Source organism: Stenotrophomonas sp. INTA L402-1 (genome assembly GCF_059295135.1).
In genome coordinates, this window is sequence record NZ_JCAFWP010000042.1 from 1 (window position 1) to 26,048 (window position 26,048).

At 65.9% G+C, this 26,048-nt stretch carries 20 protein-coding genes; 9 read left to right on the top strand and 11 right to left on the bottom strand.

The features are described from left to right. Positions 1 to 154 precede the first annotated feature (154 nt). The 3 genes from AC5O77_RS18750 to AC5O77_RS18760 all read left to right on the top strand — a co-directional run bounded on the left by AC5O77_RS18750 (position 155) and on the right by AC5O77_RS18760 (position 4,534). Positions 155 to 808: a TetR/AcrR family transcriptional regulator gene (locus tag AC5O77_RS18750; protein WP_262228665.1), complete on the top strand. Its 654-nt coding sequence runs from the start codon at positions 155 to 157 to the stop codon at positions 806 to 808. A gap of 39 nt (positions 809 to 847) precedes the next feature. Then, complete coding sequence (locus AC5O77_RS18755) at positions 848 to 3,220, top strand: 3-hydroxyacyl-CoA dehydrogenase/enoyl-CoA hydratase family protein (protein WP_180836855.1); 2,373 nt, start codon at positions 848 to 850, stop codon at positions 3,218 to 3,220. A gap of 105 nt (positions 3,221 to 3,325) precedes the next feature. Beyond that, positions 3,326 to 4,534: an acetyl-CoA C-acyltransferase gene (locus tag AC5O77_RS18760; protein ID WP_049399460.1), complete on the top strand. Its 1,209-nt coding sequence runs from the start codon at positions 3,326 to 3,328 to the stop codon at positions 4,532 to 4,534. 617 nt (positions 4,535 to 5,151) lie between these two features. Here the strand turns inward: AC5O77_RS18760 and galU are convergent. From galU to cmk, 8 genes are all read right to left on the bottom strand, one after another. Then, positions 5,152 to 6,030 carry a UTP--glucose-1-phosphate uridylyltransferase GalU gene (gene galU, locus AC5O77_RS18765; RefSeq protein ID WP_164081207.1) on the bottom strand — a complete coding sequence of 293 codons (879 nt, stop codon included), beginning with the start codon at positions 6,028 to 6,030 and terminating at the stop codon, positions 5,152 to 5,154. Beyond that, complete coding sequence (locus tag AC5O77_RS18770; protein WP_032130079.1) at positions 6,027 to 7,940, bottom strand: polysaccharide biosynthesis protein; 1,914 nt, start codon at positions 7,938 to 7,940, stop codon at positions 6,027 to 6,029. The genes galU and AC5O77_RS18770 overlap by 4 nt, the downstream gene beginning before the upstream one ends. 3 nt (positions 7,941 to 7,943) lie before the next feature. Then, positions 7,944 to 8,933: an MraY family glycosyltransferase gene (locus tag AC5O77_RS18775; protein WP_293798056.1), complete on the bottom strand. Its 990-nt coding sequence runs from the start codon at positions 8,931 to 8,933 to the stop codon at positions 7,944 to 7,946. Between the two features lie 3 nt (positions 8,934 to 8,936). Then, complete coding sequence (lapB, locus tag AC5O77_RS18780) at positions 8,937 to 10,115, bottom strand: lipopolysaccharide assembly protein LapB (protein ID WP_005416232.1); 1,179 nt, start codon at positions 10,113 to 10,115, stop codon at positions 8,937 to 8,939. Between the two features lie 6 nt (positions 10,116 to 10,121). After that, a complete protein-coding gene (locus tag AC5O77_RS18785) occupies positions 10,122 to 10,406 on the bottom strand; it encodes a LapA family protein (protein WP_010484569.1) in 285 nt (94 codons plus the stop codon). A gap of 77 nt (positions 10,407 to 10,483) precedes the next feature. Then, complete coding sequence (locus tag AC5O77_RS18790; RefSeq protein WP_005409286.1) at positions 10,484 to 10,789, bottom strand: integration host factor subunit beta; 306 nt, start codon at positions 10,787 to 10,789, stop codon at positions 10,484 to 10,486. Between the two features lie 87 nt (positions 10,790 to 10,876). Next, positions 10,877 to 12,562 (bottom strand): 30S ribosomal protein S1, encoded by a 1,686-nt coding sequence (rpsA, locus tag AC5O77_RS18795; protein WP_005416230.1) that lies wholly within the window; start codon positions 12,560 to 12,562, stop codon positions 10,877 to 10,879. Between the two features lie 198 nt (positions 12,563 to 12,760). Then, positions 12,761 to 13,438: a (d)CMP kinase gene (gene cmk / locus AC5O77_RS18800; RefSeq protein ID WP_032130077.1), complete on the bottom strand. Its 678-nt coding sequence runs from the start codon at positions 13,436 to 13,438 to the stop codon at positions 12,761 to 12,763. Positions 13,439 to 13,635: 197 nt separating this feature from the next. On the opposite strand from cmk, the gene ykgO reads away from it, so the two are divergent. The 6 genes from ykgO (at position 13,636) to AC5O77_RS18830 (ending at position 18,134) form a co-directional block, all read left to right on the top strand. Next, on the top strand, positions 13,636 to 13,761 hold the full coding sequence (ykgO, locus tag AC5O77_RS18805) for a type B 50S ribosomal protein L36 (RefSeq protein WP_005409283.1): 126 nt from the start codon (positions 13,636 to 13,638) through the stop codon (positions 13,759 to 13,761). Between the two features lie 176 nt (positions 13,762 to 13,937). After that, the gene (locus AC5O77_RS18810; protein WP_227837998.1) at positions 13,938 to 14,237 is read left to right on the top strand and encodes a hypothetical protein; all 300 of its coding nucleotides are present in this window, start codon (positions 13,938 to 13,940) and stop codon (positions 14,235 to 14,237) included. 39 nt (positions 14,238 to 14,276) lie between these two features. After that, on the top strand, positions 14,277 to 15,314 hold the full coding sequence (locus AC5O77_RS18815) for an agmatine deiminase family protein (protein ID WP_478057144.1): 1,038 nt from the start codon (positions 14,277 to 14,279) through the stop codon (positions 15,312 to 15,314). A 162-nt stretch (positions 15,315 to 15,476) separates the two neighbouring features. Beyond that, positions 15,477 to 16,364, top strand: coding sequence for a carbon-nitrogen hydrolase (locus AC5O77_RS18820; RefSeq protein WP_005409280.1), 888 nt, complete (start codon positions 15,477 to 15,479; stop codon positions 16,362 to 16,364). 14 nt (positions 16,365 to 16,378) lie between these two features. Continuing rightward, positions 16,379 to 16,909, top strand: a complete 531-nt coding sequence (locus tag AC5O77_RS18825) for a GNAT family N-acetyltransferase (protein ID WP_107432020.1) — start codon at positions 16,379 to 16,381, stop codon at positions 16,907 to 16,909. Positions 16,910 to 16,913: 4 nt separating this feature from the next. Beyond that, positions 16,914 to 18,134, top strand: a complete 1,221-nt coding sequence (locus AC5O77_RS18830; RefSeq protein ID WP_107432021.1) for a TraB/GumN family protein — start codon at positions 16,914 to 16,916, stop codon at positions 18,132 to 18,134. Positions 18,135 to 18,274: 140 nt separating this feature from the next. On the opposite strand, the gene AC5O77_RS18835 is transcribed toward AC5O77_RS18830, so the two are convergent. Genes AC5O77_RS18835 through AC5O77_RS18845 form a run of 3 tightly spaced genes read right to left on the bottom strand, consistent with a single transcriptional unit; the run spans position 18,275 to position 26,027 of the window. Continuing rightward, positions 18,275 to 21,361: an efflux RND transporter permease subunit gene (locus AC5O77_RS18835; RefSeq protein WP_494507063.1), complete on the bottom strand. Its 3,087-nt coding sequence runs from the start codon at positions 21,359 to 21,361 to the stop codon at positions 18,275 to 18,277. Further along, positions 21,358 to 24,879, bottom strand: coding sequence for an efflux RND transporter permease subunit (locus tag AC5O77_RS18840; RefSeq protein WP_494507064.1), 3,522 nt, complete (start codon positions 24,877 to 24,879; stop codon positions 21,358 to 21,360). The genes AC5O77_RS18835 and AC5O77_RS18840 overlap by 4 nt, the downstream gene beginning before the upstream one ends. After that, positions 24,876 to 26,027, bottom strand: coding sequence for an efflux RND transporter periplasmic adaptor subunit (locus tag AC5O77_RS18845; RefSeq protein ID WP_149909093.1), 1,152 nt, complete (start codon positions 26,025 to 26,027; stop codon positions 24,876 to 24,878). Before AC5O77_RS18845 ends, AC5O77_RS18840 begins: the two co-directional genes overlap by 4 nt. Positions 26,028 to 26,048: the final 21 nt, after the last annotated feature.

Sequence of the window (26,048 nt, forward strand, 5' to 3'; positions counted from 1 at the left end):
AGATGTGTATAAGAGACAGGCACTACCCTTTGCGCCCATTCACCCACCTGAGTGAAATCTGACCGGTCCGGGCATTTTTGCTGCACTGCAAAATGCCATACGCTACCGTCTGGTCCTAGTATCAAACAATCGTTTGATTAAGGTCCGCCCGCCGATGGCCAAACCCGCCCACTTCTCGACCAAGGACCGGATCCTCGGCGCGGCCGAGGAGCTGTTCGCACAGCACGGCTTCGCCGGCACGTCGCTACGCCAGGTGACCAGCCAGGCCGACGTCAACATCGCCGCGGTCAACTACCACTTCGGCTCCAAGGAAAACCTGGTCAACGAGGTGTTCCGCCGCCGCATGGACGAGATGACCGGCGCACGCCTGGCGCAGCTCGAGCGCGCCCGCAGCGAACACCCCGGGCAGCTGCGCCCGGTGCTGGCCGCCTTCGTCGAGCCGGCACTGGCGCTGGCCCAGGACCGCCAGAACGGCGGCGCCTTCGTGCGCGTGATCGCCCGCGCCTACGCAGAGAAGAACGACAACCTGCGCAAGTTCCTGTCCGACCACTACGGTCACGTGCTGCGTGCGTTCGGCAAGGCGATTGCCGAATGCGCACCCGACCTGAGCAAGGAAGAGCTGTACTGGCGCCTGGATTTCCTGGCCGGCTCGCTCACCTATGCCATGGCCGACTTCGGGCTGATCAAGCGTCCCGCCGGTGTCACCGAAGCGGCGCATCGTGCCCATGCCGCCCACGAACTGATCCATTTCGCCGAAGCCGGGTTCCGCGCCGCCGCACGCGCCAGCGCCCTGCCCGCTTCCCTTTGATTCCACCCAGTAACTGCTGACCAACAAAGGCCCTACACCATGTCCAATTCCCTGCTAGTCCGCCGCGCCGCCGTGCTGGGTGCCGGCGTCATGGGTGCCCAGATCGCCGCCCACCTCACCAACGCTGGCGTCGACACCGTGCTGTTCGACCTGCCCGCCAAGGAAGGTCCGGCCGACGGCATCGTGCTGAAGGCGATCGCCAACCTGGGCAAGCTGAGCCCGGCACCGCTGGCCAGCAAGTCGCTGGCCGAAGCCATCACCCCGGCCAACTACGAGTCCGGCCTGGAGCAGCTGAAGGACTGCGACCTGATCATCGAGGCCATCGCCGAGCGCATGGACTGGAAGCAGGACCTGTACAAGAAGATCGCGCCGTTCGTGGCGGACCACGCGGTGCTGGCCTCCAACACCTCGGGCCTGGGCATCAACAAGCTGGCCGACGTGCTGCCCGAGCAGCTGCGCCACCGCTTCTGCGGCGTGCACTTCTTCAACCCGCCGCGCTACATGCACCTGGCCGAGCTGATCCCGGCCACCACCACCGACGCCGCCGTGCTGGAAGGCCTGGAAGAATTCCTGGTCACCACCTTGGGCAAGGGCGTGGTGTACGCCAAGGACACCCCGAACTTCATCGGCAACCGCATCGGCGTGTTCTCGATCCTGTCCACCATCCACCACACCCAGCAGTTCGGCCTGGGCTTCGATGAAGTGGACGGCCTGACCGGCCCGCTGGTCGGCCGCCCGAAGTCGGCCACCTACCGCACCTCCGACGTGGTCGGCCTGGACACCATGGCCCACGTCATCAAGACCATGGGCGACACCCTGCCCAACGACCCGTGGCATGAATTCTTCAAGTCGCCGAAGTGGCTGGACGCGCTGATCGCCAAGGGCGCGCTGGGCCAGAAGACCGGCGCCGGCATCTTCCGCAAGGTCGGCAAGGACATTGTGGTGCTGGACCTGGAGAAGCAGGACTACCGTCCGGCCGACCGCGCCGCCGCACCGGAAGTGGTCGAGATCCTGAAGATCAAGAACCCGGCCGAGAAATTCGCCAAGCTGCGCGAAAGCCAGCACCCGCAGGCGCAGTTCCTGTGGGCGACCTTCCGCGACCTGTTCCACTACAGCGCCTACCATCTGGCCGACATCGCCGAAACCGCGCGCGACGTCGACCTGGCCATCCGCTGGGGCTACGGCTGGTCGCTGGGCCCGTTCGAAACCTGGCAGGCCGCCGGCTGGAAGCAGGTGGCGCAGTGGATTGCCGATGACATCGTCGCCGGCAAGAGCATGAGCAACGCCCCGCTGCCGGACTGGGTGTTCGATGGCCGCGACGGCGTGCACGCCGCCGAAGGCAGCTACAGCCCGTCGCGCAACGCCAAGCTGCCGCGCTCGTCGCTGCCGGTGTATCAGCGCCAGCGCTTCCCGGATCCGCTGCTGGGCGAGAAGTTCGCGCCGGGCGAGACCGTGTTCGAGAACGACGGCCTACGCATGTGGCACGACGGTGATGGCATCGCCGTGGTCAGCTTCAAGACCAAGATGAACACCGTGTCCGACCACGTGCTCGACGGCCTGCAGGAATGCGTGTCACTTGCCGAAAAGAACTTCCAGGGTCTGGTGATCTGGCAGCAGAAGGAACCCTTCTCCGCCGGTGCCGACCTGGCCGGTGCGCTCGGCCTGCTGCAGGCCGGCAAGGTCGACCAGTTCGAAGAGATGGTCGCCAACTTCCAGCGCACCAGCCAGCGCATCAAGTACTCGCTGGTGCCGGTGGTGGCTGCCGTGCGTGGCCTGGCGCTGGGTGGTGGCTGCGAGTTCCAGATGCACAGCGCCAAGACCGTGGCCTTCCTGGAAAGCTACATCGGCCTGGTCGAGGCCGGCGTCGGCCTGCTGCCGGCCGGTGGTGGCCTCAAGGAACTGGCCGTGCGCGCCTCGCAGGCCGCTGGCCCGGGCGGTGACGTGTTCGCCGAACTGAAGAAGACCTTCGAAACCGTGGCGATGGCCAAGGTCTCCAACTCGGCGGTCAACGCCAAGGAACTGGGCCTGCTGCGCAGCACCGACAAGGTGGTGTTCAACAGCTACGAGGCCCTGCACATCGCCAAGGCCGAAGCGCGCGCCCTGGCCGAAGCGGGCTACCGTCCGCCGCTGCCGGCACGCCGCATCCAGGTGGCCGGCGACGTGGGTATCGCCACCTTCAAGATGATGCTGGTCAACATGCTGGAAGGCCGTTTCATCAGCCCGTACGACTACGAGATCGCCGAGCGCATCGCCACCGTGCTGTGCGGTGGCAAGGTCGACCGCGGCACCCTGGTGGACGAAGAGTGGCTGCTGACCCTGGAGCGCAAGCACTTCGTCGAACTGGCCCAGCAGGAAAAGACCCAGGCCCGCATCGCGCACATGCTCAAGACCGGCAAGCCGCTGCGTAATTGATCGCCCCTCCCTGCTTTCGGTGGGTGCCGACCGTTGGTCGGCACTCCCTGATGTGGCAGTCGAGCATGGCTCGACTCTACAAAACCTATTCGAGAGATCACTGCAATGACCAAGCAAATCCAGGACGCCTACATCGTCGCCGCCACCCGTACCCCGGTTGGCAAGGCGCCCAAGGGCATGTTCCGCAACACCCGCCCCGACGACATGCTTGCGCACGTGCTGCGCAGCGTCGTCGCCCAGGCCCCGGGCGTGGACGTCAACCGCATCGATGATGCGATCATCGGCTGTGCCATGCCGGAAGCCGAGCAGGGCATGAACGTGGCGCGCATCGGCGTGCTGCTGGCCGGCCTGCCGAACACCATCGCCGCGCAGACCGTGAACCGCTTCTGCTCCTCCGGCCTGCAGGCCGTGGCGCAGGCCGCCGACGCGATCCGCCTGGGCAATGCCGACCTGATGCTGGCCGGTGGCACCGAATCGATGTCGATGGTGCCGATGATGGGCAACAAGATCGCCATGGCGCCGAGCGTGTTCGATAACGACCACGTCGCCATCGCCTACGGCATGGGCATCACCGCCGAGAAGGTCGCCGAAGAGTGGAAGGTCTCGCGCGAAGACCAGGACGCCTTCGCCCTGGCCTCGCACCAGAAGGCCATGGCCGCGATCCAGAACGGCGAGTTCAAGGACGAGATCAGCCCGTACGAGATCGTCTCGCACCTGCCGGACCTGGCCGATGGCCAGCGCATCATCACCCGCAACAAGATCGCCGACACCGACGAAGGCCCGCGCCCGGATTCCTCGGCTGAAGGCCTGGCCAAGCTGCGCCCGGTGTTCCGCAACGGCCAGTTCGGCGGCACCGTCACTGCTGGCAACTCGTCGCAGATGAGCGATGGCGCCGGTGCCGTGCTGCTGGCCTCGGAACAGGCGATCAAGGACTACGGCCTGACCCCGCTGGCTCGTTTCGTCAGCTTCTCGGTAGCCGGCGTGCGCCCGGAAGTGATGGGCATCGGCCCGATCGCCGCGATCCCGAAGGCACTGAAGCAGGCGGGCCTGACCCAGGACCAGCTGGACTGGATTGAACTGAACGAAGCCTTCGCCGCGCAGTCGCTGGCGGTGATCCGCGATTGCGGCCTGGACCCGAACAAGGTCAACCCGCTGGGTGGCGCGATTGCCCTGGGCCACCCGCTGGGCGCGACCGGCGCGATCCGCACCGCAACCCTGCTGCACGGCCTGCGCCGTCGCCAGCAGAAGTACGGCATGGTGACGATGTGCATCGGCACCGGCATGGGCGCAGCGGGTATTTTCGAGGCGCTGTAAGGTTCAAAGCGTTGCCTCGTTGGGCTTCATGGCGTGGGCCGGGTCGGCAGGGCTGCCCGGGACACGCCGTGAACCCCCCTCCGGGGTCCGGCCCAGCCGCTGGCGGCTGTGCGTTCGGGCGCTTGCGAAGCGGTGCTTCGCAAGCAAAGCGCCCTCACCCCTGGGGGCTCGATGGCGCCTTGCTGGTGTGCGCTGTCCTGCGCACACGGCAAGACCGGGGTTGGGCGTCCTGCCCAACCCGCCCAAGGCATGCCTTGGGCCCATGGCGCAAACGGTCCCGGGCAGCCCTGCCGACCCGGCCCTTCCAGCCTCCCCCGGCGGAGGAGTGAGCAAAGGCAAGGGCAGTAGAGCCACGCCATGCGTGGATGCTCGCGGAAACGGAAAAGGCAGCCATTGGCTGCCTTTCTGCTTTTGCTCTTGCCTTTGATTCCGCCCTTCCCGTCCGCGCCCGCAGGAAACCTGACAGGCGGGGCGGGTGGGCCTTTGCAGGACCGTTCGCCGCATGGATGCGGCGACCGAGCCCCCATGGACGGGTTTACGGCGTGTCCTGCAAAGGCCCACCCGTCCCGCCCATCACGTATCAATCAAGGCGCAGCACGGAGCGCTTGATAGAACCCTTACTCCGCCAACATCGCCGTCAGTTTCTCCCGCGCCGGCCCTGCCAGCTTCGGGTTGTCCAGCGCGAAGCGGATCGTCGCCTCCACCAGCCCCAGGTGCGTGCCGCAGTCGAAGCGGGTGCCCTCGAAGCGGTAGGCATCGACCTCTTCGGTCTTCAGCAGCTGCGCGATCGCATCGGTCAGCTGGATCTCGCCACCAGCACCACTGCCGGTCTGCTCCAGCAGCTCGAAGATCTTCGGGCTCAGCACGTAGCGACCGACCACGGCCAGGTCGCTCGGTGCGTCCTCCGGCTTCGGCTTCTCCACGATCTGCGAAATGCGACCCTTGCGGCCGTCGAACGCGTCAGTGGCAACGATGCCGTAGCTGGCAGTCTTGTCGTGCGGCACGTCTTCAACGGCGATCACGCTGGCACCACTGGCCTCGTTGAGGTCTGCCATCTGCTTCAGTGCGCCGTCGCCGCGGTTCCAGATCAGGTCGTCCGGCAGCAGCACCGCGAACGGCTCGTCACCGATCACGGCCTTGGCGCACAGCACCGCATGGCCCAGGCCCAGTGCTTCGGCCTGGGTCACGAAGATCGCGCGCACGCCCTTGGGCAGCACATGGCGGATCATCTCCAGCTGCTCCTGCTTGCCGGCGCGCTCGAGCTTCTGCTCCAGTTCGTAGGCCTTGTCGAAGTAGTCGGCCACGGCATGCTTGTAGCGATTGGTGATGAACACCAGCGTATCGCAGCCTGCTTCGATTGCTTCATCCACAGCATATTGGATCAGCGGACGATCAATGATCGGCAACATTTCCTTCGGAACCGTCTTGGTTGCCGGCAAAAAGCGCGTCCCGAGCCCTGCCACTGGAAAAACTGCCTTGCGAATTCGCTTGCTCATTGGTGCCTGTTGGCCTCACGTGCCGGAAAGGGCACGACTTTAGCGGATGAAATGTAAGCATCCTGTTCGATGGGAGAGAACTCCGGCATCGTCGCGAACAGGATCTCCTGGATGCTGGTCGTGTCGTAACCAGCCACGGCATCGCGCAGGCGCGGGACATTGCCCAGCACCAGGTCACGCGAGAACGTACGTACACCGGCCTCGAGAATCTTCGGGTGCGCGGTGGAACGGTAGTCCTCGTCCGAATAGAACAGCGTCTCGTGCAGCTTCTCGCCCGGACGCAGCCCGGTGTAGATGATCGGAATGTCCTTGTACGGCTGCTTGCCGGCCAGGCGGATCATCTGCTCGGCCAGCACGCGGATCGGCACCGGCTCGCCCATGTCGAGCGTATAGATCGCACCATGCGATGCCGAAGCGGCCGCCTGCAGGATCAGCTGGCAGGCCTCCGGGATGGTCATGAAGTAGCGACTGACTTCCGGGTCGGTGACGGTCACCGGACCGCCACGCAGGATCTGTTCGCGGAACAGCGGCACCACGCTGCCGGCCGAGGCCAGCACGTTGCCGAAGCGCACCGTAACAAAACGGGTATGCGTGGACTTCTGGTCCAGGCTCTGGCAGATCATCTCCGCATAGCGCTTGCTGGCGCCCAGTGCATTGACCGGGTCGACCGCCTTGTCGGTGGAGATGAACACGAAATGCTCAACGCGCGCTTCCAGGCAGGCGCGGGCCACGTTCTCGGTGGCCAGGATGTTGTTGCGCACCGCTTCGCGCAGCTGCCGCTCCAGCACCGGCACGTGCTTGTAGGCAGCCGCGTGGAAGGCGGTGTCGACCGGATGCAGCGACAGGGCGTGGCGGATCACCGCCGGGTCACCGCAGTCGCCCAGCACCGCTTCGATCTCGACATCGGGGAAGCTGCGCCGCAGCTCGCCTTCGATGGTCAGCAGCAGCAGTTCGCTGATCTCGAGCAGGATGATGCGGCCGGCACCATGCCGTGCGCACTGGCGGCAAAGCTCGGAGCCGATCGAACCGCCGGCACCGGTGACCATCACCGTACGCCCGCCCAGCCAGCCACGGATCAGGTTCCAGTCCGGCATGATCGGCTTGCGGCCCAGCAGATCCTCGATCGCCACTTCCTTCAGCTGCCCCGGCAGCGACTGGCCCTGCAGGATGTCGCTGAGCTTGGGCACGGTGCGGAACGGCACACCGGTGCTTTCACAGATGGCGACGATCCGCTGCATGCCCGCCGCGTCCAGCGACGGAATGGCGATCACCAGCAGCTTGGCCGCCGTCTCCCGGACCACTGTCGGCGCATCGTCCAGGGTGCCGAGGATCGGCAGGCCCTGCAGCTTGGCGCCGCGCAGGTGCGGCGCGTCGTCCAGCAGGCCGACCGGCTCGAAATTACCGGAACGGCGCAGGTCACGGACCAGGGTCTCGGCGGCCTGGCCGGCACCCAGGATCAGCACGCGGCGCGCGGACGAGTCCGACTGCAGTGCCTGATAGTCCTTCCAGGCCCGGTACAGCAGGCGCGGCGCGCCCAGCAGCGCCGACAGCGCGAACGGATAGATCACCAGCACCGACATCGGCACGCCGTCGAAGCGCTTCCACATCAGCACCAGCACGATGGCGACCATGCCGATGAAGCTGGCCTTGAAGATGTTCAGCAGGTCGCTGACGCTGGCGAACCGCCACAGGCCCCGATAGAGGCCCACGCGCCAGAACACCATGCCCTGCAGCAGCAGCACCAGCGTGGTGTCAACGTTCCAGAGAGGGAGCTCGGGGGCGTTGGCCAGGATCGAATACCGCCCCGCGTGGAGCAGCTGCCAGCATGCCCAGACCATGAACAGGTCGTGGCAGACGATGGCCGAACGCGGCATCAGGCCGAGGATTCTGTCCCGCCAGGGTGAAGCCATAAGTCAGGTATTTCCTTTTGGGTGGCGCAATCCATTGCGCAGGAGGAGCCAGAGGACGCTCAGCGCAATGAACCACGCGATCGCCACGGCAGCCTCCCACCTCGGCTGCAAATTGGAGCAGACATTAAGCACTGTAATACTGAACAGGCCTAAAGCAAAGTACATCCCTGTTACCTGGGCGTGACTGGCTCCTGCCTGCACCGCGCGCTGGTAGACGTGCTGGGTATGGGGTTCCATCCAGCGTTGTCCGGAAATGATGCGCGCCAGCAGTGTGAAGCCCGCGTCCACAAGGAACGGCGATGCCGACACCAGCAGCAGGATCCAGTGGATGTCGGTCTTGACGCTGGCCAGTGCCAGCACTGCCGCCACCGCGTAGCCCAGCGCGCCACTCCCGACATCGCCCATGAAGATCCGGGCCCGCGGGAAGTTGAACGGCAGGAAGCCCAGGCAGGCCAGGCCCAACGCGACCGCCGCCAGCGAGTACGGCCAGGGCAGCAGCGGCGCCAGCCCCAGCGCGACCACGATGGCTTGGCTGGCCGCGATGCCGTTGATCCCATCCATGAAATTCCAGATGTTGATCAGCGAGGCGGTGAACAGCAGGACCAGTACGGCCAGCAGCCAGCTGCCACCGTGGACCTTGACCAGCGCGGCCAGCAGCGCGGCGGCGATGAAGTGCACCATCAGGCGGCGCATGGCCGGCAGCGGCCGGTGGTCGTCCCACCAGCCGATACCCGCCACCAGCGCCAGGCCAAGGCTGGCGACCAGCAGGCTCGGACGCGCTTCGGGCCAGGCCCACATGGCAATACCGGCGGTCACCAGCAGGCTGATGACAATGGCGATGCCGCCGCCGCGGGGTGTCGCCACGCTATGGCTGCGGCGCTCGCCCGGCTGGTCAAACAGTTGCCGGCGCAGCGCGTAACCCCGCGCCGCCCAGGTCAGTGCCGCACTCAGCAGGGCCAGGCCCAGCAGCGCGCCCATCACGAGCCACGGCATGGATCAGAGCACCGCGTAGTTCAGCAGCGGCTTGACCGTACCCCACTCCTTGCAGCTCGGGCACTGCCAGTGGTGGGTGCGCGCACCGAAACCACAACGGGTGCATCGATAGGCCGGATTGCGCACCAGCAACTGGTCGGTGATGTGCTTGAGGTCGTGCAGGGTCGCCGTGGAATCGGCGCCTTCAGCCAGGGTCAGGTCGATCAGCGCGGACTCGCCACGCACCGACGGGCGATCCTTGAGCTGGCGGCCCAGGTAGGCACGGGCTGGCGCCACGCCCTCCTGCTCTTCCATCAGGCGGGTCAGCGCCAGCACCGGGGCGATGCCGCGGTAGTGCTCGGTCATCTCCGACAGGAACGCGCGTGCGCCTGCCAGATCGCCGACCTTGCGGTAGTTCTGCATCAGCGCCGGCAGCAGCTCCGGCAGGTACTCCGGATCGTTGCGCGCGGCACGCTCGAAGGCGCGTACGGCCGCTTCCGGATTGCCGGCATCGGTTTCCAGGCGTCCTTCAATGATGCCGGCACGTACCGACATCGCATCGGCCTGGTAGGCCCGGGCAATCGCTGCCCTCGCCTCTTCCAGCTTGCCAGCACCGCGGAAGCGTTCGGCCAGTTCGCACTCGAACTGCCCGATCAGCTTGCCCATCGGCTCGCCGGTGACGTCCTCGAAACGGGTCGCGTTGTCGATCGCCTTTTCCCAGTCGCGCTCGGCCTGGTAAATGCCGATCAGGTGCTTGAGTGCCTGCGGAGCACGCTGATCCAGCTGGGCCAGTTCGGTGAACACGGTCTCGGCGCGGTCCAGCAGGCCGGACTTCATGTAGTCCTCGCCCAGTGCCAGCAGCGCCTGCACGCGTTGCGCATCGCTGAGGTCGTGGCGGTTGACCAGGCCCTGGTGCAGGCGGATGGCGCGGTCGACTTCGCCGCGGCGGCGGAACAGGTGGCCCAGCGCGACCTGGGTCTCGAAGGTTTCCTTGTCCAGCTCGGCGATGTGCAGGAACAGCTCGATGGCCTTGTCCGGCTGCTCGTTGAGCAGGTAGTTCAGGCCGCGGAAGTAGGTGCTGGACAGGCGGCTGACCTGGCTGTCACCGTGGCGTTGACCACCACGCCGTCCGATCACCCACCCGGCCAGTGCGGCCAGCGGAACGAACAGGAAGAACCAGAACCACTCGGTGACGAAATCCATCTTCGATCAGCGTCCATCAAAAGATTGGGGGGAAGCAACCGGTGCCGGCGTGGCGACAGCGGACTTGTTGGCGCGGCGCAACTGGCTGTAGAGCGGAATGACCACGCTCACCAGCACCAGGCCGGCACCGACGATGACACCCACCAGCAGCGCGGCGATCAGGGCCACGCCTACCGAGGTATGCAGTTGGGTAAACAGCAGGTTGATCGACATCGCGGTCATGTTGACCGCACCGATGATCAACCCAAGGATCAGAACCGCCAGCAGGACCAGCAGACGAAAAACCTTCATGCGACAGCTCCAGTGGCAGGAGTCCGTAGCTTATCCGACTCGCGGCTGGATTCGCACGCGGTGGCGCGACGGAAGGCTCAGGCCGGATCGGCGTCCAGCGGCAGCACACTGCTGACCCGCTCACGCAGTTCCTTGCCCGGCTTGAAATGAGGGACGTGCTTGCCCGGCAGGGCAACCGATTCGCCGGTTTTCGGGTTGCGACCCAGGCGCGGCGGACGATAGTGCAGCGAGAAGCTGCCAAAACCACGGATTTCGATGCGATCCCCGGCGGACAGCGATCCGCCCATCATTTCCAGCAACGACTTCACCGCCAGATCGACATCATCGGCCTTCAGGTGCGCCTGGCGGCGCGCAAGGATTTCGATCAGTTCGGATTTGGTCATTACCGGCTCACATCAGGGGTATCTCAGCCTGAAACGGCCCGGGCAATGCCCGGGCCGTCCAGGAAACAACGAACAGCGTAAGGCCGATTACTCGGACTTGTTGCCGTTCAGCTGTGCACGCAGCAGCGCGCCCAGCTGGGTGGTGCCGCTGGAAGCCGAAGAGGACTGGTATTCCTCCAGCACTTCGCGCATTTCAGCGTCGTCCTTGGCCTTGATCGACAGCTGCAGGGTACGGCCCTTGCGGTCCATGCCCACGAACTTGGCTTCGACCTTGTCGCCGACCTTCAGGTGCTGGGTGGCGTCGTCAACGCGCTCGTTGGCGATGTCGCGTGCCGAGACGTAACCTTCGATGCCGTCAGCCAGCTCGATGATCGCGCCCTTGGCGTCGACTTCCTTCACCACGCCTTCGACCTTGGAGCCCTTCGGATTGGCAGCCATGTACTGGCCGAACGGATCCTGCTCCAGCTGCTTCACGCCCAGGGAGATGCGCTCGCGCTCCGGATCGACAGCCAGGACGACGGCGTCCAGGGTATCGCCCTTCTTGAAGTTGCGAACGACGTCTTCGCCGGTGGTGTTCCAGCTGATGTCGGACAGGTGAACCAGGCCGTCGATGCCGCCGTCCAGGCCGATGAAGATGCCGAAGTCGGTGATCGACTTGATCTGGCCCGACACCTTGTCACCCTTCTTGTGGGTGGCAGCGAAGGTTTCCCACGGATTGGCGGCAACCTGCTTCATGCCCAGCGAGATACGGCGACGCTCTTCATCGACGTCCAGCACCATCACTTCGACTTCATCACCAACCTGGACAACCTTGGACGGGTTGACGTTCTTGTTGGTCCAATCCATCTCGGAGACGTGCACCAGGCCTTCGACGCCCGGCTCGATCTCAACGAACGCGCCGTAATCGGTGACGTTGGAGACCTTGCCGAAGACGCGGCTGTTGGCCGGGTAACGACGGCCGATGTTGTCCCACGGATCCTCGCCCAGCTGCTTCAGGCCCAGCGAAACGCGGTTGCGCTCGCGGTCGAACTTCAGCACGCGGACGTCCAGCTCGTCGCCGACGTTCACGACTTCCGACGGGTGACGCACGCGCTTCCACGCCATGTCGGTGATGTGCAGCAGGCCGTCGATACCGCCCAGGTCCACGAACGCGCCGTAATCGGTCAGGTTCTTGACGACACCCTTCAGGATCGCGCCTTCCTGCAGCTTGTCCATCAGCTGCTCGCGCTCTTCCGAGTGCTCGCTTTCGACGACAGCGCGGCGCGAGACCACGACGTTGTTACGCTTGCGGTCCAGCTTGATGAGCTTGAACTCGAGTTCCTTGCCTTCCAGGTAGGCCGGATCGCGCACCGGGCGCACATCGACCAGGGAACCCGGCAGGAAGGCGCGGACATCCTTGATGTCCACGGTGAAACCACCCTTGACCTTGCCGCTGATGCGACCGGTGATGGTTTCGTTCTTTTCCAACGCTTCTTCCAGCTCGTCCCACACCATCGCGCGCTTGGCCTTCTCGCGCGACAGAACGGTTTCGCCGAAGCCGTTCTCGATCGAGTCGAGGGCGACCTTGACGATGTCGCCTTCGGCGACGTCGATTTCGCCAGCGTCGTTACGGAACTGTTCGATCGGCACGATGCCTTCGGACTTCAGGCCAGCGTTGATCACCACGACGTCGCCGCGGACTTCAACAACGGTACCGCTGACGATGGCGCCCGGCTTCAGCTTGGCCAGATTGGCCTGGCTGGCTTCAAACAGTTCGGCAAATGATTCGGTCATTAGATTTACTCTGTTGGACACATGGGTCGGTGGCGTCCCCTTCAGGGGAATGGCGACCGCCCGCCTGTTGGTCGACCCCGGAAACGCAGGTCGTGTGTAGTAGGAAAACCGCCACGCATCATTGCGCGACGGAGCTGGTACAGCACTGCTATGCGCGACCACCACCGATGCTGCTGGCAGTGCTCCCGCGCGAACGGATCAGGCAGCCGGAACCGGAAGCAGATCCATCACTCTGGCAACGACATCTGCGATGCCGATGCCTGTGGTGTCGATGAGGACAGCATCGTCTGCCGGCTTCAGGGGCGCCACGGTACGCTGAGCATCACGGGCGTCGCGGGCCATGATCTCGCGCAGGAGGTCATCAAAGTTAACAGAAACCCCCTTGTCTTTCAACTGCTTATGCCGGCGCTCGGCGCGCTCCTCGGCACTGGCGGTCAGGAAGACCTTGTAGGAGGCGTCCGGGAAGATCACCGTGCCCATGTCGCGGCCATCGGCGACCAGGCCGGGCAGCTCCCTGAATGCGCGCTGGCGCTCCTTCAGGGCAGCCCGGACCTCGGGAATGGCGGCGATGGCCGAGGCCAGCGCGCCGGTGGTCTCCAGGCGCAGCTCGTCGGTGGCATCGGTCCCGTTCACCATGACCCGCATGGCTTCACCCTGCTCGACAAACTGAACGTGGGTATCAAAGGTGCAGCGGACCAGCGCCGAGGCATCGGAGGTATCGATGTCGGCCCAGCTCGCGGCCACGCCCACTGCCCGGTACAGCGCGCCTGAATCCAGGTAATGCCAGCCCATCCGGCGCGCGATGATGCGGCTGATGGTACCCTTGCCGGCCCCTGAAGGGCCGTCGATGGTCAGGACGGGAGCGAGTGGATTCATGGGGTTCCCAGAGCGTGTGAAGGGGTCATTCTAGCCCCTGTCAGACGCCCCCAACGGGATCTTTTGTGCAACCACTTGAAACCACGAGGAAAAGCCCGGTAGAATGGCGGGCTTGAACGAGCGTCAACTGCCGATTGTCTTTCGCATATCGCGGCCACGCTCCACCCGAACAACTACTGTTTACGCCGAGGTATGCCATGAAAGTCCTGTCCTCCCTGAAGTCGGCGAAGGCCCGTCACCGTGACTGCAAGGTCGTGCGTCGTCGTGGCAAGATCTTCGTCATCTGCAAGTCGAACCCGCGTTTCAAGGCGCGTCAGCGCTAAGCCCAGCAGCCTTCGCGGCTGCGGCTGGCCCTACGCGGGGCCGACCCGATGCAAAAAGCCGCCTTCGGGCGGTTTTTTGTTTATGCGGCTTTTTCCTGCCGTTTTTGCTGTAATCGCCTTTCTTGACCACTGGGGAGTAGATCGAGATGAAGCGTTACCTGTCCGCCTTGGCCGTGATGGCCACCCTGGCCGCCGCCACGCCGGCGCTGGCCGATACCCTGCTTGTCGACCGTGCCCGCGAGAAGCCGGCCGGTGCCCTGCCCGTGCGCGGCCAGAGCATGCAGCAGGTACAGGCGCAGTTCGGCGCGCCGAGCGAGCAGCTGCAGCCGCGTGGCGGGCAGAAGCGGCAATGGCCGACCATCAACCGCTGGGTGTACCCGCAGTTCACCGTCTACTTCGAGAAGCAGAAGGTGATCGACGTGGTGGCCAACCAGGCGGACCCGAACGAAATCGGCCCGAAACCGCCGATCCGTTGATCCCTTTACCCGCCCTGGGCGGGCCTGTGTAGCGAGACCATGAACCAGACCCTTCGTTTTCCTGCCGAGTGGGAAGCCCAGAGCGGCGTCCTGATTGCCTGGCCCACCGCCGACACCGACTGGGCCGACCGCCTGGGCCAGGTGGAAGAGACCTACATCGCGCTGGTCGCGGCCATCACCCGCTTCCAGCCGGTGCTGATCTGCGTGACCGACGACGATGTGGAGACCTATGCCGAGATGCGGCTGCGCTCCAACCGCATCGACATGGACAAGGTCCACTTCACCACGGCGGCCTACGACGATACCTGGTTGCGCGACTCCGGCCCGATCACCCTGCGCCGTGCCAACGGCGGCTTCCAGCTGCTGGATTTCCGCTTCACCGGCTGGGGCGGCAAGTTCGACGCCACCCTGGATGACCAGCTGGTGGGCGTGCTCGACCAGGCCGGCGTGTTCAACGACGCACCGGTGCGCAGCATTCCGTTCGCGCTGGAAGGCGGCGGCATCGAAACCGATGGCGAAGGCACCCTGCTGACCACCTGGAAGTGCCTGCACGAGCGCCACCCGGACCGCGACCGCGCCAGCCTGAGCGCCGACCTGGCCGACTGGCTGCAGCAGGACCGCGTGCTGTGGCTGGACCACGGCTATCTGGAAGGCGACGACACCGATGCGCACATCGATACCCTCGCCCGCTTCGCCTCGGCTGACAGCATCGTCTACCAGGCCTGCGACGACGAGAGCGACTCGCACTACGCCGAACTGCAGGCGATGGGCAATGAGCTGGCCGCGCTGCGTACCAAGGATGGCCAGCCGTACCGCCTGTTCCCGCTGCCGTGGGCACAGCCGGTGATCGACGAAGGCCGCCGCCTGGCGGCGTCGTACGCCAACTACCTGATCGTCAATGGCGCGGTGCTGATGCCGGCCTACGGCGACCCGGCCGACGACCTGGCCCGCGATGTGCTGGCGCAGGCGCACCCGGGCCGCGAGATCGTGCAGGTGCCCTGCCGCTCGCTGATCTGGCAGAACGGCAGCCTGCACTGCATCACCATGCAGCTGCCGGCCGGGTTGTTGAAGGCCTGAGGATGGGTAGTACCGGCCGCTGGCCGGCAACCATGCAATGCCTGATGGATTGACGGGGTTGCCGGCCAGCGGCCGGCACCACCAGCACCCATTCAGCGCGCGACACGCCGTCGCCGCCCATCCGCGCTAACATGCAGGTTTTCCCCCGCAGGAACGCCCCGCATGAACTCGCGCAGCCCCCTTACCGTCGCCCTGATCCAGGAGCGCAACCACGGTGATGCCGCCGCCAACCTGGCGGTGATCGAAGCACGCGTGGCCGAGGCGGCTGCGCAGGGTGCCAAGCTGGTGCTGCTGCAGGAACTGCATAACGGCCCGTACTTCTGCCAGCACGAATCAGTGGACGAGTTCGACCTGGCCGAGCCGATTCCGGGCCCGAGCACCGAGCGCCTGGGCGCGCTGGCGAAGAAGCATGGCGTGGTGCTGGTCGGCTCGCTGTTCGAGCGCCGTGCTGCCGGCCTGTACCACAACACCGCGGTGGTGTTCGAGAAGGACGGTACGCTGCTCGGCAAGTACCGCAAGATGCATATCCCGGACGATCCGGGCTTCTACGAGAAGTTCTACTTCACCCCGGGCGACATCGGTTTCAAGCCGATCGATACCTCGGTGGGTCGCCTCGGCGTGCTGGTGTGCTGGGACCAGTGGTACCCGGAAGCGGCACGCCTGATGGCGCTGGCCGGCGCCGAACTGCTGCTGTACCCGACCGCGATCGGCTGGGACCCGGACGATGTGCAGGACGAGAAGACCCGCCAGCGCGACGCCTGGGTGCTGAGCCACCGCGGCCACGCCGTGGCCAACGGCCTGCCGGTGCTGAGCTGCAACCGCGTCGGCCACGAGGCATCGCCACTGGGCGCGTCGGGCATCCAGTTCTGGGGCAACAGCCACGTGCTCGGCCCGCAGGGCGAATTCCTGGCCGAAGCCGGCACTGACGCCACCGTGCTGCTGTGCGATGTCGACCTGCAGCGCAGCGAGCACGTGCGCCGCATCTGGCCGTTCCTGCGCGATCGCCGCATCGACGCGTACGGTGACCTGCTCAAGCGCTACATCGACTGAGCCGGAGCCCGCGCATGGCCGTCCTCATCCGTGATGCCGGCCCGGCCGACATCGCCGCGATCACCGCGATCTACGCGGTGGAAGTGACCGACTTCGTCAACACCTACGAGTACGACATCCCCGACGCGACCGAGATGCTGCGCCGTATGCGCGACATCATCGATCGCGGCTTCCCCTACCTGGTCGCCGAGATCGACGGCCAGGTGGCCGGCTATGCCTACGCCAACACCTACCGCACCCGCGTTGCCTACCAGTGGACCGTGGAGAACTCGGTCTACGTCGATGCCGCGTTCCAGGGCCAGGGCGTGGGCACCGGCCTGCTGCAGGCCTTGATCGATGCCTGCGTGGCGCGTGGTTACCGGCAGATGGTGGCCGTGATCGGCGAACCGACCAACGCCGCGTCGATCAAGCTGCACGAACGCTTCGGCTTCGAGCTGGTCGGCGTGTTCCGTGGCCTTGGCCGCAAGCACGGCCGCTGGCTGGATACCGTGCAGATGCAGCGCGCGCTCGGCGATGGCGCCGACACCGCACCTTCCAATGAATGAACCCATGACCGAAACCCTTCCCGAAACCGGCGACGACCTGTTCGCCGGCCAGCCGGTGCGCGTCGTTGAACGCGACGGCGTGCGTTATACCCTGCTGGGCACTGCCCACGTCTCCCGCGCCAGCGTCGAGGCGGTGGAAAAAGCCATCGACAGCGGCCGCTTCGATGCCGTTGCCGTTGAACTGGACCCGCAGCGCCTGCAGGCGCTGAGCGATCCGGACACGCTGGCCAAGCTCGATCTGGTCGAAGTGATCCGCAAGGGCCGCGTGGCCCTGTTCGCCGCCAACCTGGCCCTGTCCGCGTACCAGCGCCGCCTGGCCGAACAGCTCGACATCGAGCCGGGCGCCGAACTGAAGCGCGCGGTGGAACTGGCGCGCGAGCGCAACCTGCCGGTACACCTGATCGACCGTGAAGTCGGCCTGACCTTCCGCCGTGCCTCGCAACGGCTGGGCTTCTTCGGCAAGCTGAAGCTGGTCGCCGGGCTTGGCGCAGGTCTGTTCTCATCCGAGGAAGTGGGCGAAAACGAGATCGAGAAGCTCAAGCAGGGCGACATGCTGGAGTCGAGCTTCGGCGAGTTCGCCAGCGAGAGCCCGGCGCTGTACGAGACCATCATCGGCGAGCGTGACCGCTACATGGCCACGCGCCTGCGCGAGGAACACGACCCGCAGCAGCGTGAAGTGCTGGCGGTGGTGGGTGCCGGTCACCTGGCCGGGCTGGCCCGCTACCTGGAAACCGACACCGAAGCACCGGCACCGCTGCGCGCCGAGCTGGAAGCGGTGCCGAAGAAGCGCAACATTCCGTGGTTCACGCTGGGCATCCTGGCCATCGTGGCGACCGGCATCGGCGTAGGTTTCTACCGCGGTGGCCTGGGCGTGGGCACCGAACTGCTGGCGACCTGGGCGATGTATACCGGCGGCCTCGCCGGCCTGGGCTGCCTGCTGGCCGGCGGCCATCCGCTGAGCATCCTCACCGCGATCGCGGTGGCGCCGTTCAAGCCGTTCCGCCTGAGCATCCCGACCGGCGCATTCTCGGCGCTGGTGGAAGCGCGCCTGCGCAAGCCGGCGTATGAGGACTTCCTGAAGCTGCGCGACGATGCGCAAAGCCTGAAGGGCTGGTATCGCAACCGCGTCACCCGCGTGGTGCTGACCTTCATGCTGACCAACATCGGCAGCATGCTCGGCCTGTGGCTGACCACGTTCAAGGTGTGGGGCAAGGTGGCGGGTTGATTGTTCCGTGTAGCGTCGAGCCAAGCTCGACTGCGCTCTGGTAGGTGCCAACCTTGGTTGGCACGCCATGCCCGGCAAAAAAAGGGGGAGGCCGCCCCACTACGACCGGCCTCCCCCACACCACAACACGTTGATGTGCATTACAGCCGGGCAGCGCCCGGCTCTACCATTTCCACTCCACGCGCGCGGCGGATCAACCGCGTCACGGCATTGCGCAGGTCATCCAGCACCGCATAGATGGTCGGCAGGAACAGCAGGCTGACCACCGTGGAGAACGCCAGGCCGCCGGCAATCGCGCGCGCCATCGGCGCGTACTCCGGGCCATTGCCGAACATCTGCGTATTGGTCAGCGAGATCGGCACCATCGCCAGGATCGCCGTGCCCATGGTCATCATGATTGGCCGCAATCGCTCGCGTGAGCCCTCCACCAGCGCCTGCGTGCGTCCCATGCCGCCGCGCCGCAGGTTGTTGATGTGCTCGATCATCACGATGCCGTTGTTCACCACCACGCCCATCAGCACCAGGATGCCGATGAAGGACATGATCCCGAACGAGGTGCCGGTGATCCAGAACAGCCAGAACACGCCGAAGATCGAGAACAGCACGCCACTCATGATCGCCGCCGGGAACAGCAGCGACTCGAACACCGCCGCCATCACCACGTAGATCATCACCAGCGCGATCAGCAGGTTGAACACCATCTGCTGCATCGCTTCGTCGTCGTTGCCGTAGTCACCGCCATCGAAGGTGAAGCCATAACCGGCCGGGAAGTTCATCGGCTTGAGCACCGACTCCATCGCCTTGCGACCATCCGGCGCGGTGACCTTCTCGGCCAGGTTGGCCTTGATGGTCAGCGTGGTCTGGCGGTTGGTGCGTCCGATCTGGGTGGCTGACGAACCGACATCGACGGTGACCAGGCTCAACAGCGGCACGCTGCGGCCATCGCCGGTACGCACGCTGAAGCCGGCCAGGTCTTCCGGGCTGCTCTGCTCGGCGCCGGCGAAGCGCACCCATACCGGCACCTCGTTGTCGCCACGGCGGAACTCGCGCATCGGTGCACCGCGCAGCGCCAGGCCGACGAAGCTGGCTACCTGTTCGGCATTGAAGCCGAACGCCGCCGCACGCTCGCGGTCGACGCGCACCTTCAGTTCGCCGCCCTTCTCACCATTGTCGATGCGCACATCGCGCAGCTCGGTGCGCTGGGCCAGCAGCGGCACCACTTCCTGGCCGATCTCCTGCAGCATCGAACTGGAGTCGCCGACCAGCTGCACCTGCACGCCCTGGTTGCCGCCACCGCCGCCATCACCGCCCTGGTTGCCGACGAAGTAGTCGGTGCGGGCCGACTTCGGCAGGCCCTTGCGCAGTTCTTCCTGCAGCGCCTTGATGTCCTTGGCGTACTTCTCGTCCAGGGTGACCACGGTGGAGCTGCCTTCCTGCTCGCTGTACCAGGAGTACACCTGCTTGACGTGCAGGCGCTCGCGGTTGGCGTCGATCCAGTTCTCCACGCGCGCCACTTCCTCGGACATCTGCCGATAGGTGTAGGCGCCCTTCCACATGTAGCCGATGAAGATGTCCTTGCCGCCATCCCCTCCGAACATGTCGACCTTGGTCAGCTTCATCGGCACCAGGCTGACCAGCACCACCAGCACGATGCCGAGCAGGCTCCAGCCGCGATGGTGCAGCGACCAGTCCAGCAGCCTGGCGTAGCGGCGCTGCAGCCGCGCGATCAGGCCGGTCTGCGAGTGCACCAGCTTGGGCGTGGCCATGCGCGCGGACAGCATCGGGATCAGGCTGACCGCGACCAGCCACGAGGCCAGCAGCGAGACCGAGATGGTGATCGCGATCTGCGCCATGAAGATGCTGATGTTGTTGGTCTCGCCGAACAGGTTCGGCACGAACACGATGCAGTGGCACAGCGTACCGGCACTGAGCGCGATGGCCACGTTGCGGGTGCCGATGATCGAGGCCAGCCGCGGCTGCCCCGGCATGCGCTCGCGTTCCTGGTAGATGCTCTCCACCACCACCACGGCGTTGTCGACCAGCATGCCCACCGCCAGCAGCAGGCCCATCATGGTCAGGATGTTCAGCGTCACCCCGACGAAGTACATGAAGCCCAGGGTGATGGTGAAGCAGATCGGAATGGCCAGGGTCACCATCAGCGTGGACGGCCAATGGCGCAGGAAGAAGAACAGCACCGTGATCGACAGGATCAGGCCGACCGCACCGGCCTCGGCCAGTTCCAGCAGCGAGGAGGTCACCGCCTTGCCCTGATTGTCGATCACCTTGATCTGCACGTCGCGCATCGACGCTTCGGCACGGATCGATTCAACCTCGGCCAGTGCCGCGCGCGACACCTCCACCAGATTGGCACTGCGCTCCTTGAAGATATCCAGGCCAACCGCCGGGTTGCCGTCCAGGCGGCGCCCGTAGTTCATCCGCGCCGGCTTCAGGCGCACATCGGCGATATCGCCCAGGCGCAGGCCCTTGGCGTTGATCACCAGATCGCGCATTTCCTGCAGGTCGGTGATCTCGCCCACCGGCTGCACGCGCACGCGCTGGCCGTTGTCGTCGATCTGCCCGGCCGAGATCGAGAAATTCAGCGTACGCAGGCGCTCGCTCAGTTCATTGATGCTCAGGCCGTGCGCGTTGAGGCGGTTCGGATCGATGGCGATCTCCACCTCGTTCGGCGGCGCACCGGTGATGTCGACACGGGCCACGCCGGGAATGCGCTCGATGCGCCGCTTGAACTCGCGGTCGAGCATGTCATAGGCGGTGGTCAGGTCGGTGGTGCTGGCCAGGCGCACCTTCAGCACCGGCTGGTCGCTGCTGGACCACTTGAACACGTTGTAGCGCTGCAGGTCGTCGGGCAGGTCGCTGCGGATCGCATCGATGCGCTCGCGTGCATCGGAGGCGGCGATGGCGATGTCGCGGTCCCAGTCGCTGAACTCGATGAAGATCAGCGCCGCTTCGGAGGTGGCCGACGAGCGCATGCGCTTGATGCCGGTCATCGTCGCCAGCGACTCCTCGACCGGACGGATGATGGTCCGTTCCACTTCCTCCGGGGTGGAGCCGGTGTACGGAATCTGCACGAACAGGAACGGCGCGGAGATGTCCGGCAGCGCTTCCAACGGCAACCGGAACGAAGCGATCAGGCCGATCACCACCAGCGACACGAAACACATGATGGTGGTGACCGGACGGCGGATGGAGAACTCGGCCACACTCATGCCGGTTCCTCCGCACCCGCCGCACTGTCCGCTGCACCCGGCTCGATCTCACCGGCATGCTTGCGGCCACGTTCGCGGTAATACGCATCGCCACGACGGTCCATCAGGTCGTACACCACCGGGATCACCAGCAGGGTCAGCAGGGTCGACACCAGCAGGCCGCCGATCACGGTGATCGCCATCGGCGCGCGCACTTCAGCGCCCTCACCCATCGCCACCGCCAACGGCAGGAAGCCGAACAGCGTGCACAGCGTGGTCATGATGATCGGCCGCAGGCGCGAGCGCGCGCCTTCCACAAGCGCCTCGTGCTTTGCTACGCCGGCCTCGCGCAGCTGGTTGACCTTGTCGATCAGGATGATCGCGTTCTTGGTGACCAGGCCGACCAGCAGGATCAGGCCGATGAACACCACCACCGAGATGGGCTTGCCGGTCAGCATCAGCGCCAGGATCGCACCGACCAGCGCCAGCGGGATGGTGAACAGGATCACGAACGGGTGCAGCAGCGATTCGAACTGCGAGGCCATCACCAGGTAGACCAGGAAGATCGCCAGGCCGAAGGCGAAGATCAACGACTTCGCCGCCTGCGCCAGCTCCTCACCCTGGCCACCGATGTGCAGGCCGACACCCGCACCCAGCGGCTGCTCGGCGACCATCTGCTGCACTTCGCGCATGGCCGCGCCGAGGTCGATGTCGCGCAGGTTGGCCGACACCACCGCCACCCGGGTCTGGTCGGCGCGATGGATCTCGCTGGGGCCGGTGGTAGCCACCACCTCGGCCACCGCGTCCAGCGTCACCGGACGGGTACTGCCCGGATTGACGATCAGCCGGCGGATGCTCTCCACGCTGGCGCGGTCGCCTTCCTGTGCACGCACCAGCACGTCGATCTTGCGGTCACGGAAGCTGTAGCGGGTGGCGACATCGCCGCGCACCTTCTTCACCACCACGTCGGCGATCTGGCGCGTGGTCAGGCCCAGTGCACCGGCACGCTCCTGGTCGAAGCGGATCTGGATTTCCGGGAAGCCCTCTTCCACCGTGGACTTCACGTCGGCGTAGTGCGCGTTGCCGCGCAGCAGCGCCGCCAGGCGCTGGCCGGCCACTTCCAGCGTGGCCATGTCCTGCCCGCGCAGCTCGATTTCCAGCGGCGTGGAGAAGCTGAACAACGCCGGCCGCGCGAAGTCGACCTGTGCCCCCGGATGCTGGCCCATGGTGTCACGCAGGCGCTCGGTGATCTCGGCCTCGGTGCGTGCATTGCCACCGCCTTCCATCACCACGGTCAGTTTGCCGATGTTCTCGCCGCTCTCGGTGGGGCTGGCATCCAGGCGGGTGCCGCTGCCGCTGACACCGTACAGCGACGCCACGCCCTCGCCCTTGCCGTGCGCCAGCTGCAGCTCGCGTACCAGTGCATCAGTCTGCTTCAGCGGCGTGCCGGCCGGCAGCTTCACCGTCATCTCGAAACGGTCCTGCGCCAGCTGCGGGATCAGGTCGGCACCGAGCATCGGCACCAGCGCCATGGTCGCCACGAAGATGATCGAGGCGACACCCAGCACCTTGCCCGGATGCGCCAGTGCGCTCGGCAGCAGGCGCAGGTAACCGCGCTCGGCACCGGCATAGGGCTTCATCGCCAGATCGCTGGCCTTGCGCATCACCGGGCCCACCACCGCCACCACGCCACGCCACGCCCGCACCACCAGCCAGGCCAGCGCGTAGAAGCTCCAGCGCGCAGTCGCCACGGCACCACGACGGCCCAGTGCCACCGGCTTCTGCCAGCGGTTCTGCGGTTGCCACGGTTCGTTCGGCGCTTCTTCCGGGAACGCCAGCGGCGGCCGTCCCTTCAGCGAGCTCAGCATCGGGATCAGGGTCATCGACACCAGCAGCGAGATCGCGATGGCGATCGCCACGGTCAACGCCTGGTCGCGGAACAGCTGGCCAGCGATGCCATCGACGAACACCAGCGGCAAGAACACCGCGATGGTGGTCAGGGTGGAGGCGACCACCGCCATGCTCACTTCGCGGGTACCGGCGATGGCCGCCTGCAGGATGCCCAGGCCACGCTCGCGGGCCTTAGCGATGCTCTCCAGCACCACGATCGAGTCATCCACCACCAGGCCGGTGGCCAGTGCCAGACCGCCCAGCGACATCACGTTCAAGCTCAGGCCGAGCTGGCCCATGAAGAAGAACGTGGCGATGATCGAGACCGGCAGCGACAGGCTGATCACGAACGTGCTCCAGCCATCACGCAGGAACAGGAAGATGATCAGGATCGCCAGCAGGCCGCCGATCACTGCATCCTTCTTGACGTCGGCGATGGCGTGCTCGATGAAGCGCGACTGGTCCTCGATGGTGGTCATCTCGACATCGGACGGGAACGTGCCCTTGATCTGCTCCAGGCGCTTGCGCAGCGCTTCGGCGGTGGACACGGTATTGGCGTCGCCTTCTTTGTAGATCGCCAGTTCGACCGATTCCTTGCCGCCCAGGCGGATCACCGCTTCGCGCTCCTTGTAGCCCTGGCGCACGGTGGCCACGTCCTTCAGGCGCACCGGCACACCGTTGGCGACCACGCTGGAACCACCGCCGGACGATGCGCTCTGCGCCGCCGATGCCGCCGCGATGGCTGCCGCCGAACCGGTCGACGCGGCGATGTTGAACATCTGCTGCAACGCCGAGTCGGCCGCGCTGCCGTTCGACGCCTGGGTGGTGACCAGCAGGTTGCGGATCTCCTCCAGATCGGCGAACTGGTTGACGGTGCGCACCAGGAAGCGCTGCGAGCCCTCCTCCAGGCGGCCGCCAGAGATGTTGATGTTCTCGTCCTTCAGGCGCTTGATGACGGTGTCGATCGGCAGGTTCAGCTGGGCCAGCTTCTGCTGGTCGATGTCGACCTGGATCTCGTCTTCCAGGCCACCGCCGACCTTGACCGCCGCCACGCCGCTGACCGGCTCCAGCTTCTTCTTCAGGTCTTCATCGGCATAGCGGCGCAGGCCGGTCAGCTCGCGGACCGCATCGGCATCGCTGGTCGGCGCCACCTTGTTCGACAGCACCAGGCGCATGATCGGCTCGGTGGACGGATTGAAGCGCAGCAGCACCGGGGCCTTGGCCTCCAGTGGCAGGTTCAGCGCTTCCATCTTGTCGCGCACCTCCAGGCTGGCCTGGTCCATGTTGGTGCCCCAGGCGAACTCCAGCACTACATCACTCTGGCCGGTGCGCGAGACCGACTTCAGCTTGCGCAGGTTCTTGACCACGCCGACCGCTTCTTCAACCGGCTGGGTGATCAGGGTTTCGATTTCGGTCGGCGCCGAACCGGTGTACTCGGTGCGCACGGTCAGCGTCGGGTAGCTCAGGTCGGGCAGCAGGTTGACCTTGAGGTTGCCCAGCGCGATCAGGCCGAACAGCAGCAGCGTGACCGTGCACATGGCGATAGTCACGCGACGGCGGGTGGCGAATTCCACCAGGCCGCCGCGCATGCCGGCGGCGGCGCCGTCGCTCGCCGGCGAGGCACCGTGGTCGTGGCCCGGGGCGGTCATTGCGTGCTCCCGGCCTTGTCTGCCGGCTTGGCGGCCGCTGCGACCGTCTTCGGCTTTGCCTTCGGATCGGCGATCACCTGCACTGCGGTGCCGTCGCGCAGGGCGACCTTGCCGGCGGTGACCACCTGATCACCGGCCGCCAGGCCATCACGGATCTCCACCCACGGGCCCTCGGCGTAACCCAGCTTGACCGGAACGCGTGCGACCTTGCCTTCGCGCACCCGGAACACCGCCGGCTCACCATCGTCGAGCAGCGCCAGGCGCGGCACCACCAGCGCATCGGCACGCTGGTCGTAATCGATGCGGATGCGCCCGAACATGCCGGGCTGCAGCGCATGTGCGGCGCCATCGAAGGCGCTGACCACGCGAAACGTACCGCTGCCCGAATCCACCACCGGCGCGATGCGATCGACGGTGCCGGTGAAGCTCTGGCCCGGCAGCGCATCGGCAGCCAGCGTCACCGGCTGGCCGGCGCGCAGGGTGGCCAGCTCGCGCTCGGGCACGTTGAGGGTGGCTTCCAGCCGCGAGTTGTCGACGATGCGGAAGATCGGCGTGTTGATCTGCACGAAGTTGCCGGTCTTGATCGAGCGCGACGCGATCACGCCGGAGATCGGCGCCACCACCGTGGTGTAGGACAGTTCCAGCGTGGCCAGGCGGTACTGCGCGCGTACGTTTTCCAGGTCGTAACGCAGCTGGTCGACGTCGGCGGCGCTGACCATCTGCTGGCCCACCAGTTTCTGCGCGCGCTGGTAGTTGTTTTCCAGCTTGCGCATCTGCGCTTCGCTCTGCGCCACAGCCAGCCGAGCGCGGTCCGGGTCCAGCCGCACCAGCGGCTGGCCGGCGGTGACCCGCTGGCCTTCTTCGACCAGCACCGCCAGCGCCACGCCGGAAGTCTTGGCCACCACCTGCGACTCGGCGCGTGGTTCCAGCGCAGCGGTACCGGTGTAGCTGGCCGCGACAGCACGGTGGCTGGCCACGGCCACTTCGACCGGGACCGCATCGACCTTCTTCTCCTCCTTGGTCTCGGCGGCCTTGGCTTCGGAATTGGGCCCTGCGGCGCAACCGCCCAGCAGCAGGGAGGTGGAGATCAGCAGTGCGGCAGCGCAGATTCCGCTGCGACGGCCGGACAGGAAGGTTGGGTGCGACATCGTCAGATCCCTGGAGGATGC